Source organism: Pseudomonas sp. 65/3-MNA-CIBAN-0223, assembly GCF_040310425.1.
Lineage (GTDB): Bacteria > Pseudomonadota > Gammaproteobacteria > Pseudomonadales > Pseudomonadaceae > Aquipseudomonas > Aquipseudomonas gregormendelii.
In genome coordinates, this window is record NZ_JBEOPV010000024.1 from 37656 (window position 1) to 53851 (window position 16196).

General features: G+C 57.0%; 15 protein-coding genes. 8 read left to right on the plus strand and 7 right to left on the minus strand.

All coding sequences use genetic code 11. The features are described 5' to 3' along the window. Window positions 1–68: 68 nt before the first annotated feature. The 3 genes from AAEZ09_RS23680 to AAEZ09_RS23690 all read left to right on the plus strand — a co-directional run bounded on the left by AAEZ09_RS23680 (window position 69) and on the right by AAEZ09_RS23690 (window position 3438). Window positions 69–749 carry a response regulator transcription factor gene (locus AAEZ09_RS23680; protein WP_045058429.1) on the plus strand — a complete coding sequence of 227 codons (681 nt, stop codon included), beginning with the start codon at window positions 69–71 and terminating at the stop codon, window positions 747–749. Continuing rightward, a complete protein-coding gene (locus AAEZ09_RS23685; protein ID WP_045058430.1) occupies window positions 727–2112 on the plus strand; it encodes a sensor histidine kinase in 1386 nt (461 codons plus the stop codon). Before AAEZ09_RS23680 ends, AAEZ09_RS23685 begins: the two co-directional genes overlap by 23 nt. A gap of 219 nt (window positions 2113–2331) precedes the next feature. Then, on the plus strand, window positions 2332–3438 hold the full coding sequence (locus tag AAEZ09_RS23690) for a D-alanyl-D-alanine carboxypeptidase family protein (RefSeq protein WP_350601011.1): 1107 nt from the start codon (window positions 2332–2334) through the stop codon (window positions 3436–3438). A 369-nt stretch (window positions 3439–3807) separates the two neighbouring features. Here AAEZ09_RS23690 and AAEZ09_RS23695 read toward each other — a convergent pair whose 3' ends face one another. The 6 genes from AAEZ09_RS23695 to pstS form a co-directional block, all read right to left on the minus strand. Beyond that, entirely contained in the window at window positions 3808–4446 is a 639-nt protein-coding gene (locus AAEZ09_RS23695; RefSeq protein ID WP_350601013.1) for a hypothetical protein, read from the minus strand. Further along, window positions 4446–5144 carry a hypothetical protein gene (locus AAEZ09_RS23700; protein ID WP_225570305.1) on the minus strand — a complete coding sequence of 233 codons (699 nt, stop codon included), beginning with the start codon at window positions 5142–5144 and terminating at the stop codon, window positions 4446–4448. The genes AAEZ09_RS23695 and AAEZ09_RS23700 overlap by 1 nt, the downstream gene beginning before the upstream one ends. Window positions 5145–5251: 107 nt before the next feature. Next, on the minus strand, window positions 5252–6013 hold the full coding sequence (gene pstB / locus AAEZ09_RS23705) for a phosphate ABC transporter ATP-binding protein PstB (protein ID WP_218171024.1): 762 nt from the start codon (window positions 6011–6013) through the stop codon (window positions 5252–5254). Window positions 6014–6089: 76 nt separating this feature from the next. Next, a complete protein-coding gene (pstA, locus tag AAEZ09_RS23710) occupies window positions 6090–6983 on the minus strand; it encodes a phosphate ABC transporter permease PstA (protein WP_045058661.1) in 894 nt (297 codons plus the stop codon). Further along, window positions 6983–7948, minus strand: a complete 966-nt coding sequence (pstC, locus tag AAEZ09_RS23715) for a phosphate ABC transporter permease subunit PstC (protein WP_045058437.1) — start codon at window positions 7946–7948, stop codon at window positions 6983–6985. Before pstC ends, pstA begins: the two co-directional genes overlap by 1 nt. Window positions 7949–8022: 74 nt before the next feature. Beyond that, the gene (gene pstS, locus AAEZ09_RS23720; RefSeq protein WP_045058438.1) at window positions 8023–9051 is read right to left on the minus strand and encodes a phosphate ABC transporter substrate-binding protein PstS; all 1029 of its coding nucleotides are present in this window, start codon (window positions 9049–9051) and stop codon (window positions 8023–8025) included. Window positions 9052–9236: 185 nt separating this feature from the next. Between pstS and ppk2 the strand changes: the two genes are divergently transcribed. Further along, window positions 9237–10154: a polyphosphate kinase 2 gene (gene ppk2 / locus AAEZ09_RS23725; RefSeq protein WP_045058439.1), complete on the plus strand. Its 918-nt coding sequence runs from the start codon at window positions 9237–9239 to the stop codon at window positions 10152–10154. A gap of 65 nt (window positions 10155–10219) precedes the next feature. Here the strand turns inward: ppk2 and AAEZ09_RS23730 are convergent, their stop codons facing one another. Further along, the gene (locus AAEZ09_RS23730) at window positions 10220–10450 is read right to left on the minus strand and encodes a hypothetical protein (RefSeq protein WP_152644246.1); all 231 of its coding nucleotides are present in this window, start codon (window positions 10448–10450) and stop codon (window positions 10220–10222) included. 72 nt (window positions 10451–10522) lie between these two features. On the opposite strand from AAEZ09_RS23730, the gene AAEZ09_RS23735 reads away from it, so the two are divergent. From AAEZ09_RS23735 to AAEZ09_RS23750, 4 genes are all read left to right on the plus strand, one after another. Continuing rightward, the gene (locus AAEZ09_RS23735) at window positions 10523–11437 is read left to right on the plus strand and encodes a pyridoxal-phosphate dependent enzyme (protein ID WP_350601014.1); all 915 of its coding nucleotides are present in this window, start codon (window positions 10523–10525) and stop codon (window positions 11435–11437) included. A gap of 318 nt (window positions 11438–11755) precedes the next feature. Further along, window positions 11756–14161: a glucose/quinate/shikimate family membrane-bound PQQ-dependent dehydrogenase gene (locus AAEZ09_RS23740; protein WP_350601016.1), complete on the plus strand. Its 2406-nt coding sequence runs from the start codon at window positions 11756–11758 to the stop codon at window positions 14159–14161. A gap of 103 nt (window positions 14162–14264) precedes the next feature. Next, a complete protein-coding gene (locus AAEZ09_RS23745) occupies window positions 14265–15563 on the plus strand; it encodes a carbohydrate porin (RefSeq protein WP_350601017.1) in 1299 nt (432 codons plus the stop codon). A 155-nt stretch (window positions 15564–15718) separates the two neighbouring features. Then, entirely contained in the window at window positions 15719–16147 is a 429-nt protein-coding gene (locus AAEZ09_RS23750; RefSeq protein WP_045058443.1) for a MarR family winged helix-turn-helix transcriptional regulator, read from the plus strand. Window positions 16148–16196 lie beyond the last annotated feature (49 nt).

A 16196-nucleotide genomic window follows, 5' to 3' on the forward strand; every position in this document is an offset into this window, starting at 1 on the left:
GGTACGCCTGCATTGGCTGTCGACGTTGCGTCGGAGTCGCCCGAGTACAGGTAGCAATGGAGGAAGTTATGAGTTGCGCGCTGGTCATAGAGGACGACAAGGTGACGGCGGAGGTCATCATTGCTGAACTCCAACGCCATGGGTTCAGTTCAAGATGGGCCGCTACTGGACGAGACGGCCTTGCCCTGGCGATTGCAGGAGGTTTCGACGCTATTACCCTGGATCGGATGCTTCCCGACTTTGATGGACTGACGATTGTCAGTACGTTGCGTAGTCTGGGTATTCAGACGCCAGTCCTGATGATCAGTGCGCTTTCTGATGTGGATGAACGCGTCCAAGGGCTTCGCGCGGGCGGCGACGACTATCTGACCAAACCCTTTTCTGCTATCGAGATGGTTGCGCGTCTTGACGCGTTGCTAAGGCGCACCAGTACAGATGCAAGCCATCCGCAACTCAGTTGCGGAAACCTGCGACTGGACCTGGTCGAGCACAAACTGACGCGAAATGACGAACACATCCTGCTGCTGCCAACGGAATTCAAGCTGCTCAATTACTTGATGCGCAGTGCCGGCCAACTGGTCACCCGCACCATGCTTTTTGAAGAGGTCTGGGGTTATCGATTCGACCCGGGGACAAACATCATAGATGTTCACATCGGTCGGCTGCGCAAAAAAATTGAAGGCGATGAAGGGACCCCCGCCATTCATACAATACGCGGTGCCGGTTATGTCCTTGCTGCCAAAGACTGAAGAATGGCGCTCGTCCGGTAGTCGATTGATCGGTTTCTACGCCCTGTTTTTTGTGGCCTGGGGTGCACTCTTTACCGGTGTGTTGTACTGGGAAATCTCCCACTATCTGGGAACCGTTGCAGAGCGAACATTACTGCAGCGTGCCCATTACTATCAAAAGATCGATGATAAACAACTGGTGAAGGAACTGGCTGCCAGCGAAGCCTATTCGACACCCGGGATCGATGCTTACGGATTATTCACTCCCGAAGGACGGCACGTTGCCGGGGACCTGCTCAAACTTCGCTCCAGTTTGCCCGATGACGGCAAGGTTCATTATCTTGAGCGCGGACTGAGCATTGCGTTACCCGACAAAGAAACCAGAAGCAGTTATGCGCTGTTAGCACGCCGACCCGACGGGCATATTCTTATTCTGGCGCGTGACGGCGGCTCGATTTCTGCCGTGGGCGGGATTATCGAACAGGCCTTGATGTGGGGATTTTCGTTAACACTGATTCCCGGGCTAATTGGCTGGCGTTTGTTGCGACGCCGACCGTTGCGTCGTGTCAAACGCCTGCAGCTTTGTACGGAAAGTATCGTTTCAGGCAACTTGGCGGAGCGTTTGCCCTTGTCAGCCCGCCGTGATGAACTGGATATGCTGGCAAGCGCCGTGAATACGATGCTCGACCATATCGAGCAACTGATGCATGAGGTCAAGAGCGTCTGCGATGGGGTCGCCCATGACCTACGAACGCCACTGACCCGGTTGCGCGCAAGGCTTTATCAGCTCCAACAATTGCCTCTGGACAGTGATCACCAACACACATTGAATCAGGCCCTTGAAGAAAGCGAATCAATCATGGTGCGCTTTCAAGGACTGCTTCGGGTTGCCGAACTCGACGATATCCGTCGCCGCTCGGCCTTTGCTCCTTTTCCGATCATGGCGCTGTTGCAGCAGGCACATGAGTTTTATGAACCTCTTGCATTGGACCGCTCTCAGACGCTGTCCCTGGAAATCACCAGCGACTTGCCCAGATTGTATGGCGACTCATCGTTGCTGTTCGAAGCGCTGGTCAACTTGCTGGATAACGCCATCAAGTTTACGCCGGTGGGCGGGCATATCAAATTGCGCGGTAGCATAAAGGACTCAACGGTCATCATTGAGGTCGCCGATGATGGGGCCGGGATACCAGAGGCGGACCGTACACATGTCATTCGCAGGCTCTATCGAGGTGAGGCAAGCAGTATGCAACCCGGACACGGCCTTGGCTTATCGTTGGTCGCTGCCATTGTAAAATTGCACGATTACTCGCTGGATATCCAGCCTGCCGCCATCGGTCGTGGTACCCGTGTTTTGATTCACTGCCCGATGGTTTCCGACTGATCTACGTAATCATCGGTGGCCGAACATTAAATTTAACTTAATCCACCTTAATTTGAGCCCCCCCGGCCCTGAGGGCTAGCTTGTCAGCAACTTCTGCTGACCCAAGGCCTTTTGCTTGTGAAATACCTGTTGTTCCGGCTCCTGTTAACCGTTCTCTGCGTAACAACGCCTTTTGCCTGGGCGAGCCCTGCTCTGGCTGACAATCCCACACGAGGGGCCATGATCCCTGCTGCGCCGAAGCTCGGCGCCAAAGCCTGGATACTCATCGACGCTGCAACGGGTACCGTTATCACCAGCCACAACAGCGATAAGCGTCTACCGCCAGCCAGCCTGACGAAAATGATGACGGCGTTTGTCACCACACGTGAGATCAAGGCCGGGCGTATAAAAGCGGATGCCATGGTCACGGTCAGCGAAAATGCCTGGCGTACCGGCGGCTCACGCATGTTTCTCGACCCCGGCAGTTCTGTTTCGGTTCAAGACTTACTCAGCGGTGTGATCATCGACTCTGGTAACGACGCAAGCGTTGCTCTCGCCGAACATGTGGCCGGAAGCGAAGGCGTCTTCGTCCGAATGATGAATACGACTGCCAATGCACTGGGAATGAGCAATACGCACTTCATGAACTCCACTGGGCTGCCTGAGCGCGAGCATTATTCATCGGCCCGAGACATGGCCACATTGGCTCGGGCGATCATCAGTGAAGGTGCTTACTCCTACGGGCTGTACGCCAAGAAACACTTCACCTGGAATGGAATACGGCAAGCCAATCGCAACCTTCTGTTATGGCGTGACGCAAGCTTCGACGGATTGAAAACCGGCCATACCGACGCAGCAGGTTATTGCCTGGTCGCTTCCTCTCATCGGAGCGGGCGGCGTTTGATCAGTGTGATCCTTGGCGCAAGCAGCACACATAAACGCACTGCAGAAACGGAAAAACTCATGGGTTACGGCTTTCGTTTCTACGATACCCAAACCTACAAAAGAGCCGGGAAAATACTCATGTGGTCTGCGCTCTGGAAAGGTAAAGAACGATCGATCGCCGTGGGGTTGCTGGACGATATGACCCTCACCTTACCCAAGAATAAAAGTCGAGAATTAGAGACACGCATGGAAATTGATGGACCGCTCGAAGCGCCTATCGCTATTGGGGCCGTCGTTGGAAGACTGGAACTGTACGACGCTGGGCAAAAGCTCGGAAGCCAACCATTGATAGCACTTGAAAACGGGGAGCCAGGCAACTGGTGGAAACGTTGGTGGGACACAATGCATCTATTTTTTTACAAAACGATCCGCGACTACTTCGATGAGACTGATATTGCCTGACTAATTCCATCGAGAAATTGCAGAAATGGTAGAAATGGTAGAAATGGACTGGAAGGATTATTGCAAACTGAATGGGATAAACGAGTACTCGTCCCAGCCCCATATTCCAAGTTCACGCCTCACGGACCGAACTATCGTGAGTGAATGTCTAGATAACGGGTGTTTATCCTCGTTCCGCGGCTAATCACAGCTCAATGGCCAAGCAGGCCCGTGAATGGACAGCCTCTGTTGCTTGGTTGTAAGCGTCCAGCCATCCCACCTTTACGATCTATTGGACGGCAAGGTCTATAGCAGGAGTGTTGACACACGCCCTACTGCCCCACCCAAGATGCTGCTGTGAATGATCCAGATAACTCAGACGTTTCGACGTCAGGAGGAATAAACTTGCGAGGGTTGTTGCGCTGGTTCCTTATGCCTGAGCGGTTGCTGCCTAGCGAGCTGCGCCTGGACTACAGCGACAGCATCCAGGACTTTCAACGCCCAGCTCTCATCCTGCGGATGCACGACAACAACGCGAAAACCGTGATCATGCCCTTCAATCCGCACGCCCTCGGAATCATCGACATGCAAGTCGATATCGAATGCCGGCGGAAATTTCGAGGGGGCATTGGACAGGCCGTGCGCTGTCAGAGCGCGATTATGCAGCACACTGTTGACCACGCCGTCGACGCGGATGCCGTACAGCAATAGCCAACGCCTGATGTAGGACGGAGTACGACCGGACGAGGTGTAGACCCAGATACTGCAGCCCTGGCGACGTAATTCCTGGGTCAGGGAGCGTGTTCCGATACGCAACGGTTCACCCAGCCAACGATGAACACAGGCAGGCAGCCGGCTGGCCTCGACCGAGCAATGGTGAAGTTGGCAGGCCAGGGTGTCATCGATATCGAACGAAATTCGTATGCGCTGACGCCTGAATAACTGCAACGGGATGGCACACCGGATGGCTTGCCATACCCGGCTGCCGGAAGCTCGGCATTTAGTAGCGAGCATTGGATTCCAGCTCATCAGTGACCCTCCTGGTAGAGGGGCAAGGGCTTGTCTTTAAGAAAAAATTTCATTGGATCAGGCGCCTGTTCTTCCAGGAAGGCTGCATATTTTTTCTTGATCTTGGGCAATTCGTACAACGCCTTGACTCCATGCTTGGCAGAGTTGCGTATGACCGATGACGGGTTGAAGTAGCCCTCGGCGTTTTCCAGCGTCAGCACGAACGGCGGCAAACCTGCACGCATGAGCAAATAGCTGACGATAAGCGACCCGCTGCGGTTGTTACCTTCAATGAACAATTGCGGCTTGCTGAGGATTCGGACATACACACCGGCCGCGCGCTTCCATACGGACTCACTGCGATAGGCGCAATACCAGTTGTATAAATCCTTTATCCCCCCCTCAACATTGTTGAAGAAGTGTTCCTCGGTCGCCGCAAGGTGCTGAGCGTATTCATGCCGGCGCGCCGGGTTTCGGCCGCACAAAACGGTGGCATTGATCTCCAGCATCAGGTTCAGTTGCTGCAGGTCGAACAGGTCCACGCCGCGTGCGACATAGTCATCGATCAGCGCATAGCCTTCGAGCACATTCTGCAACACCTCGTCGGTCAAGGGATCACGCTGCTCGGTAAAGTGCCGGCTGAGCTCGGAAAAACGGCCCTGCACCTTACGTAATGCGCGTTCAATCGCGGGTAAATCAAGACGACGCATTGCAGACATTGGCGATCCTGCGAAACGGTAGATAAGAAAGTAAAACGACCGCATACCAGCCAAAAGCGCTTTCTCGGCGCTGGAGAAGCATGCGGCCTTGATCGGATGTGTGCTGCCTAGCTGAATTTGCCGCTGATGTAATCCTCGGTCATTTGTTCGCGCGGGCTGCCGAAAATCTGGGCGGTCGGGCCCATTTCAACCAGGTAGCCGGTGCGCGTTCCCTGGGAAATATCCACCGAGAAAAAGGCAGTCGTATCAGCCACGCGTATGGCCTGCTGCATGTTGTGGGTCACCAGGGCGATGGTGTAGTCCTTCTTCAACTCGACCATCAACTCTTCAACACGGCGAGTGGCGATCGGATCAAGCGCTGAACAGGGCTCATCCAGCAACAGCACTTCCGGCTCGGTGGCAATGGCGCGGGCGATGCACAGCCGTTGCTGCTGACCGCCAGAGAGTGACAGGCCGCTGACCTTGAGCTTGTCCTTGACCTCATCCCACAACGCGGCGCCCTGCAGCGCATGCTTGACACGGTCGCCCAGGTCACCTTTATAGCGATTCAGGCGCAGGCCGAAGGCAACATTGTCGAAGATGCTCATGGAGAACGGATTCGGCTGCTGAAACACCATGCCGATATAGCGGCGCACGACCACTGGATCAACACCCTTGCCATAAACGTCCTGCCCGAGAAAATGCACATGGCCCTCAAAGCGGAACCCTTTCACCAGGTCGTTCATCCGGTTGAGGCTACGCAGCACGGTGCTTTTACCGCAGCCGGAAGGACCGATGAAGCCGGTAATCTTGTTTTTCTCAATTGGCACATGGCTGTCACGCACCGCCATGAAATTGCCGTAGAAAATCTTGTCGAGCTTGCAGTCCATGACCACCGGTGTCTGGGTAACAAACGGAGCGGCTATTTGCGCAGTTGATACGTTCAAAATTCAGATGCTCCCGTTCTCAGTACTTGGGCTTGCCGAAAATGCGGCTGAAAATATTCACGACCAGCACGATCATCACCAGCACCAGCGAGGCTGCCCATGCGAGCTCCAACTGGTTGTCGAAGGGCATGCCGGAGAAGTTGTAAATCAGCACGGCAAGCGATGCCGTCGGATTCATCACCGCCAGGCTGCCGTCGTGGTAGATCCAGTAGTTGCTGAACAGCGCGGTAAACAACAACGGCGCGGTTTCGCCCGCAGCGCGTGCCACGGCCAGCATCACGCCTGTGAGGATTGCCGGCATGCCGGTCGGCAAGATTATTTTCCAGATCACTTGCGAGCGGGTGCAGCCCATGCCGTAGGCGGCATCCTTCATGATCTTGGGCACCATCCTCATCGACTCTTCAGCCGTCAGCACGACAATGGGCAGCATCAGTACCGCCAGTGCCACGCCACCTGCCGGCGCCGAGTAGGTACCGGTGGTCATCACCACCAGGGCGTAGGCAAACACCCCGGCCAGGATGGAAGGCAGCCCCGTGAGCATCTTGGCGGCAAAGCGCGCGGCATTTGCCAGCTTGCTATCGGGCCCGAGTTCAGCCAGGAAAATGGCGGCCATGATGCCGACCGGAACCGCGATGGCGGCCGCGATACCGACCATCACGAAGGTGCCTGCCATCGCGTTACCGAAGCCACCGCCCGTCTCGAAACCGGTGGGCGGCAATTCGGTGAAGACTTCCAGGCTCAGGCGTGCCCCGCCCCGCATGATCAGCATATAGAGCACGGAAATCAGCGGGACGCTGGCCAGCAACGCACCGGTCCAAACCAGCGTGGTCAACACCAGGCTGCGCAGGGCGCGGCCTTCGAACTTGCGCTGCAGGCTGGGGACTGCGGTTATAGCGGACGTGAGGTCAGTCATCATTTGTTACCCCGCTGGGCGTAGAGCATGATCATGGAACCGAGGACGTTCACCAGCAGCGTGATGAACATCAGCACCAGAGCGGCATACATCAACACCTCAATCTCGTTGGGCCCGGCTTCGGGGAAGTTCAGCGCCAACAAGGCTGCCAGGGTATTAGCTGGAGCAAACAGAGAAAGCGAAATATTGTTCGCGTTGCCCACCAGCATGGCGAGCGCCATGGTTTCACCCAGCGCACGACCCAGGCCGAGGACCAGGGAGCCGAAAATACCGGTCGCCGCGGAGGGCACCATCACTTTAAGAATTGCTTCCCAATGGGTGGTCCCCATGCCGTAGGCGGCCTGTTTGGTTTTCATCGGTACGCCGGTGAGGGCGTCCTGCGAAACCGCAGCGATGGTCGGCAGAATCATGATGGCCAGTACCAACGCCGCAGGCAGCAGCCCCGGCCCACTCAAGGACGTGCCGAAAAAAGGAATCCAACCCAGTTCGCTGTTCAACCACGCCGTAAGAGGGCGGATCGCCGGTATCACCACGTAAATCCCCCACAAGCCATAAACGACGCTGGGGATGGCCGCGAGTAACTCGACGATAGTGCGAAACACGGCCGCCAATTTCGCCGGCAGGAAATCCTGAGTGAGGAAAATCGCCATGCTGACGCCGAAAACGCCTGCGATCAGCAACGCGATCAGGGCGCTGTAGAGCGTGCCCCAAATGGCCGGCAGAATGCCGTACTTGCCTTGGTTAACGTCCCAGACGCTGCCGAAGATGACGTCAAAACCGTGCTTCTCCATGCCTGGAAGGGCCTTGCGTCCCACCTCGAACACCAAGGCGAAGACCAACGCCAGAATCAGAACCACCCCTATTCGCGCAAGCGCACGGAAGGTGCGATCAACCAGGAAATCCTTCGTAGAGGGCGGCTGACAGGCGGAACCCGGGTTAACCGGTACGACAAAAGGTGTGTTCATTGGCTAATTCCGGAACAAGGGGGGAACGCTCCCGGCATGGCTGACAACCCATGCCGAGAGCGACCTGGCGAGCCTTACTGGATGTTGGCGGAAGCTTTGCGAACTTGATCGACAACCGACTGAGGCAATGGGATGTAGCCCATCGAATCGGCGATCTTCTGACCTTCAGTCAGGCTGTACTCAACCATCTCGCGCATGGCCTTGGCTTTAGCCGGGTTACCGTTGTCCTTGCGGAAGATCATCCAGGTGTAGGAAGTGATCGGGTAGGAATTCGCGCCATCCGGATCCGGCAACCAGGCCACCAGGCTTTCCGGCATTTTCACCGCAGCCAGGGCTTCGGCGCCGCTTTCGGCGTTTGGAACCACGTACTTGCCGGCCTTGTTCTGCAGTTGGGCAAAGTCAACCTTGGCCAGTTTGGCGAAGCCGTACTCAATGTAGCCAATCGCGCCCGGGGTTTGGCGAACTGTGGCGGTCACGCCATCGTTTTTCGGCGATTTGATGAATTTGTCGCTGGCAGGCCAGTTGACGGTGTTGCCTTCGCCCAAGTCTTTCTGGAACTCAGCGTTGATCGCTGCCAAGTGCTTGGTGAATACAGCCGTGGTACCGCTGGAGTCTGCACGCACCACTACGGTGATCGGCATGTCAGGCAGTTTCAGGCCCGGGTTGGCGGCGGCGATCTTCGGATCGTTCCACTTGGTGATCTTGCCCAGGAAGATGTTGGAGTAAACATCGCGAGGCAGCTTGAGCTCTTTAGGATTGCCCGGCAGGTTGAACGCCAGAACAATTTCACCGGCCGTCATCGGCAGCAATTGCACGCCTTCGGCAACCTTGGCGATGTCTTCGCCTTTCATCGCCGAGTCGCTGGCGGCGAAGTCGACGGTCTTGTTCAGGAAGTCCTGTACACCCGCACCGCTCCCCTTGGACTGGTAGTCAACCGTGACGCCTTCGGTTTTCTTGCTGAAATCCTTGAACCAGGTGAGGTAGATCGGGGCAGGGAAACTCGCACCGGAACCAGTCAGGCGGACGCTCTCGGCAGCAAACACCGACGTGGCACTGAGAGAAACCGCAACGGCGAGTGCAGCAGACTTCATCAGACGTTTCATTCAGGAAAATCCTTGTGATTTCGGGCTCGGCAACTCTGCAACAAACTTGTTACGGTTTTATGAAAGTGCAGTGGCAAAACGCCCGTTTGTCCCCCTCTCCTGTCGCAATCACGCCTTCTGGTGTCATTTGTCAGTAACAAAATGCGACTAAGACTTTGCCATCCCCCACCACGCGAGTTCCGCCCATGTCCTCTGTAGAAGACGCCTTGATGCAGCGCATCCACCGTGAATTGCTGGATCACAGCGATGAAGAGCTGGAACTGGAATTATCCGAAGACGGCCATGACCTGAACGCGCTGTTTGATGAGCACGTCGGCGAAAGCAGCGAAAAAGCCGCCCGCAGGATTTACTTCAGCGAACTGTTCCGCTTGCAGGGCGAACTGGTGAAATTGCAAAGCTGGGTGGTCAAGACCGGCCACAAAGTGGTGATCCTGTTCGAAGGACGCGATGCTGCTGGCAAAGGTGGTGTCATCAAGCGCATCACCCAGCGACTCAATCCTCGGGTATGCCGCGTCGCTGCCCTGCCTGCACCCAACGACCGCGAACGTACTCAATGGTACTTCCAGCGTTACGTCTCGCACTTGCCGGCAGCAGGTGAAATTGTGCTGTTCGACCGTAGTTGGTACAACCGCGCCGGGGTCGAAAAGGTCATGGGGTTTTGCAATGACGATCAGTACGAAGAGTTTTTCCGCACAGTGCCAGAGTTTGAGCGGATGCTCGCACGCTCCGGCATTCAGTTGATCAAATACTGGTTCTCCATTTCCGACCAGGAACAGAATTTGCGTTTTCTCAGTCGCATTCATGACCCGCTCAAGCAGTGGAAACTCAGCCCCATGGATCTGGAGTCCCGGCGGCGCTGGGAAGACTACACCAAGGCCAAGGAAATCATGCTCGAACGCACCCACATCGCCGAAGCACCGTGGTGGGTGGTGCAAGCGGACGACAAGAAAAAAGCCCGACTCAACTGCATCCATCATCTGCTCGGGCAAATGCCCTATGAGGAAGTGGAGCTACCTGTGATCGAACTGCCTCAACGCGTGCGGCAGGAGGACTACTCCCGCAACCCGACGCCATCGGAGCTCATTGTGCCCCAGGTCTATTAAGACAGGCCTGGCTGGCAGGCGTGTGGTTGAACTGTGTTTAGCCATCGCTGCAATGTCAAAAAACGTCATCGCTTTGTCACTTTCCAGCAGTAATACTCAGGCTGTTCAACGCCTGCTGTTTTTCCGCTGCCACTCCAGGCAGCTTTTTTTTGCCTGAAAATCCAGGTAACAGCTTCGCCAGGTCGGTTAATGGGTCCCAGCTTTTTCAAGCGCGGTTGCAGCGCAGGCTGCCAAACTTTTTCCAGGGGGCGCGGATCAGATTCAACCTTTAGGATATTCGAGAAATCGAAGTCCAAGCATTGGCCCCGAACCGCGGCTGAGACGACAGCTTCAACCACCAACCTTCCTCGTATACTGGAATTGTGACCATGCCTCTGCATATCAATACTCCCCTCATCGAATCCCGACCACTCAGCGCTGTTGCAGAGCGTTCCGTTTGGCTGAAGATGGATGCTTTACAGCCGTGCGGATCCTTCAAGATCCGTGGCGTCGGCCACGCTTGCGAAACGCACCACCGTCATGGGGCCACGCATTTTGTGTCCTCTTCCGGAGGTAACGCTGGTCTTGCAGTCGCTTACGCGGGACGCCAACTAGGTATACCCGTAACAGTGGTGGTTCCCAAAACGACGAGTGAGCGCGCGAAGGAATTGCTTAACCTGGAAGGGGCGGAGGTCATCGTCCACGGAGACTCGTGGCAAGAAGCGAATGAGCTGGCGTTGACGCTAATGTCACCAGAAAAAGCATTCATTCACCCCTTCAATGATCCGCTGCTATGGTCTGGACATGCCTCTCTGATTGATGAAGTGGCGCAAGCTGGCCAGAAACCTGATGTGGTAGTCCTTTCAGTCGGTGGTGGCGGCCTGCTGTGCGGCATTGTTGAAGGCTTGCAGCGAAACGGCTGGCATGACGTTCCGGTCATCGCCGTTGAAACTGAAGGAGCCGCGTCGTTCCATGCTGCAGTGGTTGCTGGTAAACCGGTTGAGTTAGAGCGGATCGAATCGATTGCGACATCGTTGGGAGCAAAGCGAATTTGCGATCAGGCCTTCCAATACACCAACACTCATCAAATCGACAGCGTCGTAGTGACCGACCAGGCAGCCCTGGATGCCTGCGAGCGATTTCTGTTTGATCATCGCGTACTCGTCGAGCCTGCCTGCGGCGCTGCGCTGTCCCTAGCCTACAATCACCACTCCCTGGCGCCGTACAGGAAGGTACTGATTGTTGCTTGCGGGGGTGCGACGGCAACACTGGCACAAATTCGACAATGGATTGTGCAGCCATGATGCAGTGGTGCGACGTGAGTGCAACGACTGAATACGCCGACGTACCACCCGCCATACGTCGGTTAATTATCGATGGTTAACGTCAGAGTCTGAAATTCGCACCAGTACGCAGTGGGCTAAACCTGTCGATATTCGTCTGTGGCCTGACAAATTTCAGACTTTCGCGGACGTATCAGCAACCTTTGCAAAATCTCTGCTTCGCGCCCGTCTTTGATCGGGCGCGGCAGCGCAACGAAATGCGCTTTCCCTGAAATTATGGTTTAACTAGATAGTTACCTATCCATATAATGCTCACATCATTTCAGCGGGATACTCAACGTGAAGCAGAGTCAACGCCTCTCGGGCATATCAAAATTCATTCTGGTCGGGCTGGGCGTGATCATCGCCCTGCTCGGCTTGGCACTGGCGGCAGGCGGCGTGAAACTGGTCAGCCTTGGAGGTTCCTGGTACTTCCTGGTGGGTGGGCTGGTGATGGCCACTTCCGGTCTGCTGATCGCTCGTTTCAAACTGGCGGGTGCCTGGCTGTTTGCTGCATTTTTGGCGGGTACCGCCATCTGGGCCATCAGCGACGCGGGCCTGGTGTTCTGGCCGGTGTTTTCGCGCCTGTTCATGTTCAGCGCGATCGGTTTGGCCGTGACCTTGGTGTATCCGCTGCTCAAGCGGGCAAACGGTGGCGTTCCGGGCCGTAGCGCTTATGGCATCGCTGCGGTACTGGCAGTCGGACTGGCGGTGGCCGCTGGCAATATGTTCGTTGCACATCCGACAGTCGCCGCTACCGGCACAGGCCCGGGACTGACGCCGGTCGAGCCGGATAAAGCGCAAAAGGACTGGGCCCACTACGGCAATACCGAAGGTGGCAGCCGCTTCGCCGCACTGGATCAAATCAATCGCACCAACGTCGACAAGCTGAAAGTGGCGTGGACTTATCACACCGGTGACGTTGCCCAAAGTGATGGCAACGGCGCTGAAGACCAGCTCACCCCGCTGCAGATAGGCAACAAGGTGTTCATCTGCACCCCGCACAACAACCTGATCGCGCTGGACGCCGATACCGGCAAGGAACTCTGGAAAAACCCGATCAACGCGCAGTCAAAAGTCTGGCAGCGTTGCCGTGGCATGGCGTATTTCGATGCCACCAAGGCAATTGCTAAACCGGGCAACTCAAGCATCATCGAAGCCACACCTGCCCCGGCAGCCAATTGCCAGCGGCGTTTGCTGACCAACACCGTTGATGCCCGCCTGATCGCGGTCGATGCCGACACCGGTGAGTTCTGCCAGGGTTTCGGCAACAACGGTCAGGTCGATCTGAAGGCAGGCCTGGGTGATGTACCGGACAGCTACTATCAGTTGTCCTCCGCCCCGTTGATGGCCGGCACCACCGTGGTGGTTGGCGGTCGCGTGGCCGACAACGTGCAAACCGACATGCCCGGTGGCGTGATCCGTGGTTTCGACGTGATGACCGGCGCCATGCGTTGGGCCTTCGACCCGGGCAATCCGCAGGATAAACAGGCACCGGCAGACGGCAGTACCTATGTGCGCAGCACCCCGAACAGCTGGGCGCCAATGTCTTACGACGCGGCAACCAATACCGTATTCCTGCCGATGGGCAGTTCCTCCACCGATATCTATGGCGTGGAGCGTAGCAAGCTCGATCACACCTACGGCGCCTCGATCCTGGCGCTGGACGCCACCAGCGGTGAAGAACGCTGGGTCTACCAGACCGTTCACAACGACCTCTGGGATTTCGACCTGCCGATGCAGCCGAGCCTGATCGACTTCACCAAGGATGGCAAAACCGTACCGGCGCTGGTCATCGGCACCAAGGCCGGGCAGATCTACGTGCTTGATCGCGCCACCGGCAAGCCGTTGACCGACGTTGAAGAAGTACCGGTCAAGGCGGCAAACATCCCTAACGAACCCTACTCACCTACCCAGCCGAAATCGGTGGGCATGCCGCAGATTGGTGCTCAGCACCTGACCGAATCCGACATGTGGGGTGCAACGCCGTACGACCAGCTGTTGTGCCGAATCGATTTCAAATCGATGCGTTATGACGGGCTGTACACCGCGCCAGGTACCGACAAATCGCTGAGTTTCCCAGGTTCGCTGGGTGGCATGAACTGGGGCAGCATCTCCACCGACCCTGTGCACGGCTTCATCTTCGTCAACGACATGCGCCTGGGCCTGTGGATTCAGATGATCCCGTCGCAGAACAAGGCCCAAGCCGCTTCCGGTGGCGAATCGTTGAACACTGGGATGGGCGCCGTGCCGCTCAAGGGCACGCCATATGCCGTGAACAAAAACCGCTTCCTGTCGGTTGCCGGTATTCCTTGTCAGGCTCCGCCGTTCGGCACGCTGACCGCCATCGACATGAAGACGCAGAAAGTTGCCTGGCAGGTTCCGGTCGGCACCGTAGAAGACACCGGTCCCCTGGGTATTCGCATGCACCTGCCGATCAAGATCGGTCTGCCAACCCTGGGCGGCACCCTGTCGACTCAAGGTGGCTTGATCTTCATTGCCGGCACCCAGGACTTCTACCTGCGCGCCTTCAACAGCGCCAACGGTGAAGAGATGTGGAAAGCCCGCCTGCCAGTCGGCAGTCAGGGCGGCCCGATGACCTACGTTTCCCCTAAGGCCGGCAAGCAGTACATCGTCATCACCGCCGGTGGTGCGCGCCAGTCGACCGATCGCGGCGACTACGTGATGGCTTACGCCTTGCCGTAAGCCGCTGTGCCCGCCTCGCTGGCGGGCAATCTCTCTGTGCGCGGCGCCTGCGGGTGCCGCGCCGCTTTACGAAATCATTCAAGATTGCACCAGGAAGTCTCCCATGTTTTTGGCTGTTCGCTTTTCCCATGCAGGCTGGCTCAACGGCTTGCTGCTGGGCCTGACCTGCAGCGCCACCCTGCCCGCCTTCGCCGACACCGATTCTAACCTTCTGACCCGCAATACCCTGACCGGTGATTGGGGTGGTCTGCGCCAACAAATGGATCAGGACGGCATCAAATTCACCGGCGATTACAGCGGCGAAACCGCCTACAACGCCGATGGCGGCCTGCACCGTTCGGCCCGTTACTCGCAGAACATCAAGCTCGGCGCGCAGTTCGACCTGAGCAAACTGTATGGCGTGGATAACGCCGGCAAGATTCAACTGACCATCAACGACCGACGCGGCAATAGCGCCTCCGAGGATCTGGTCGGCAACCGTCTGCCCATCCAGGAAAACTACGGCGGTCTCTACACTCGCCTGACGGAACTGAGTTACGAGCGCAGCCTGTTCACCCCGGCGCTCAACGTGAAACTGGGCTACATGGCCATGGGCAACGACCTCGGGGGCCTGGACAGTGGCATTCTCTGCAACTTCATGAACGCAGGTTTCTGCGGCCATCCGCTGAACATGTCCGGCGGGAGTGGCTGGACCAACTACCCCAACGCCCACTTGGGCGTGCGCGTGAAGTACGACCTGTCGTCGGCCTGGCAACTGCGCGTGGCGGCCTTTAATGTCGATCCCGAGAGCAACGGCAATTCCAGCCGTGCCTGGCATCCGGGCCCGAAAAATACGACCGGCACCGTGGTGCCGATCGAACTGGTGTACAAGCATGCCGGTGAGTTGCCCGGCGAGTACAAGGTTGGCTACTACTACGACAGTTCCGATGTGAAACGCATCGGCAGCGATAAAAAAGTGTCCGGCCGCGGCGGTCATTACCTGCTGGTTGATCAGGCCGTGTGGCGTTCGCAATCGTCCGAGGGCCGCAGTCTGCACGCCTTCGGCCAATACTCGGCGGCCAGCGAGGCGGCTTCACCGTTCAGCAAGTGGTACGGCACCGGCGTGGTGCTGTACAAACCGTTCGAAAGTCGCCCGCGTGACACCGTCGCCCTGGGCTATGGCCGGGCGGTGCCCAACCTTCGCAGCCGGGATGTGCAGCAGGACGCTGCGCTCGCCAATGGCGCATCGTTTCCGAATCTGGACAGTGCCGAACAGTTGATCGAGCTTGGCTACGGCTACCAGGCCACTCCCTGGCTGACGCTGCGCCCGAATGTGCAATACATCATCGAACCAGGCGCGTTTTCCGGGCAGGACATCGACAATGCGCTGGTGTTCGGTTTGCAGGTGAAAGCTGCGCTCTGAACGGGTCACGCAGCAATGTGCCGGACGGATTCAAGCTTGTCCGGCAACGGGGGTTCACGGCTCCAGGGCTCAACACAGAGAGCGACCAGTCATCAGAATATAGTTGAATGTTTCAACTATATGACTATACTTCAGCCATTCGACTGGAGCCTGCCATGTATTCCGACTTTCTGAATTTCAAGCTGGATATGACCAGTGCCCTGCTGATGGAGCACGCGAACGCCGTGTACCGTCAGCACTGGGATCTGGATGTCCGCGGATTGCGGGTTTTGCGTCTGATTCAGGCCTGCCCGGACATCACTCCAAAAGAGGTTTCATCACGCGCCTTTCTCGAAAAAACACTGCTCTCCAAGACGTTGGCGCAGCTGGAGTCGCGTGAGCTCATCTCGCGCGCCCCTCACCCTGTCGACCGCCGCAGCGTTGGTTTGCGCACAACCGCCGAGGGCTCGCGGATCGCTGACGAGTCCTCTGTCGTCGGTTCTCAACTGGAAGACCAACTGGTTTGCGCGCTCTCGCCCAAGGAACGCGTGGCACTTGATGGCCTGCTTTCAAAGCTGATGGAAAGTCTGCTTCCGCCTTCCTGACACCGTCTCTCTCCCACTTTTTGCGCCCTCTTTTACATAAAGGAGTACC

Bases quoted from the DNA above. Each gene is read 5' to 3' on its own strand.
- AAEZ09_RS23690 (WP_350601011.1), top strand. From the start codon at position 2,332: ATGATCCCTGCTGCGCCGAAGCTCGGCGCCAAAGCCTGGATACTCATC.
- AAEZ09_RS23735 (WP_350601014.1), top strand. From the start codon at position 10,523: ATGCCTCTGCATATCAATACTCCCCTCATCGAATCCCGACCACTCAGC.
- AAEZ09_RS23700 (WP_225570305.1), bottom strand. From the start codon at position 5,144: ATGTCTGCAATGCGTCGTCTTGATTTACCCGCGATTGAACGCGCATTA.
- AAEZ09_RS23750 (WP_045058443.1), top strand. From the start codon at position 15,719: ATGTATTCCGACTTTCTGAATTTCAAGCTGGATATGACCAGTGCCCTG.
- AAEZ09_RS23680 (WP_045058429.1), top strand. From the start codon at position 69: ATGAGTTGCGCGCTGGTCATAGAGGACGACAAGGTGACGGCGGAGGTC.
- pstA (WP_045058661.1), bottom strand. From the start codon at position 6,983: ATGACTGACCTCACGTCCGCTATAACCGCAGTCCCCAGCCTGCAGCGC.
- pstB (WP_218171024.1), bottom strand. From the start codon at position 6,013: ATGGACTGCAAGCTCGACAAGATTTTCTACGGCAATTTCATGGCGGTG.
- AAEZ09_RS23745 (WP_350601017.1), top strand. From the start codon at position 14,265: ATGTTTTTGGCTGTTCGCTTTTCCCATGCAGGCTGGCTCAACGGCTTG.
- AAEZ09_RS23695 (WP_350601013.1), bottom strand. From the start codon at position 4,446: ATGAGCTGGAATCCAATGCTCGCTACTAAATGCCGAGCTTCCGGCAGC.
- pstC (WP_045058437.1), bottom strand. From the start codon at position 7,948: ATGAACACACCTTTTGTCGTACCGGTTAACCCGGGTTCCGCCTGTCAG.
- pstS (WP_045058438.1), bottom strand. From the start codon at position 9,051: ATGAAACGTCTGATGAAGTCTGCTGCACTCGCCGTTGCGGTTTCTCTC.
- AAEZ09_RS23685 (WP_045058430.1), top strand. From the start codon at position 727: ATGTCCTTGCTGCCAAAGACTGAAGAATGGCGCTCGTCCGGTAGTCGA.
- ppk2 (WP_045058439.1), top strand. From the start codon at position 9,237: ATGTCCTCTGTAGAAGACGCCTTGATGCAGCGCATCCACCGTGAATTG.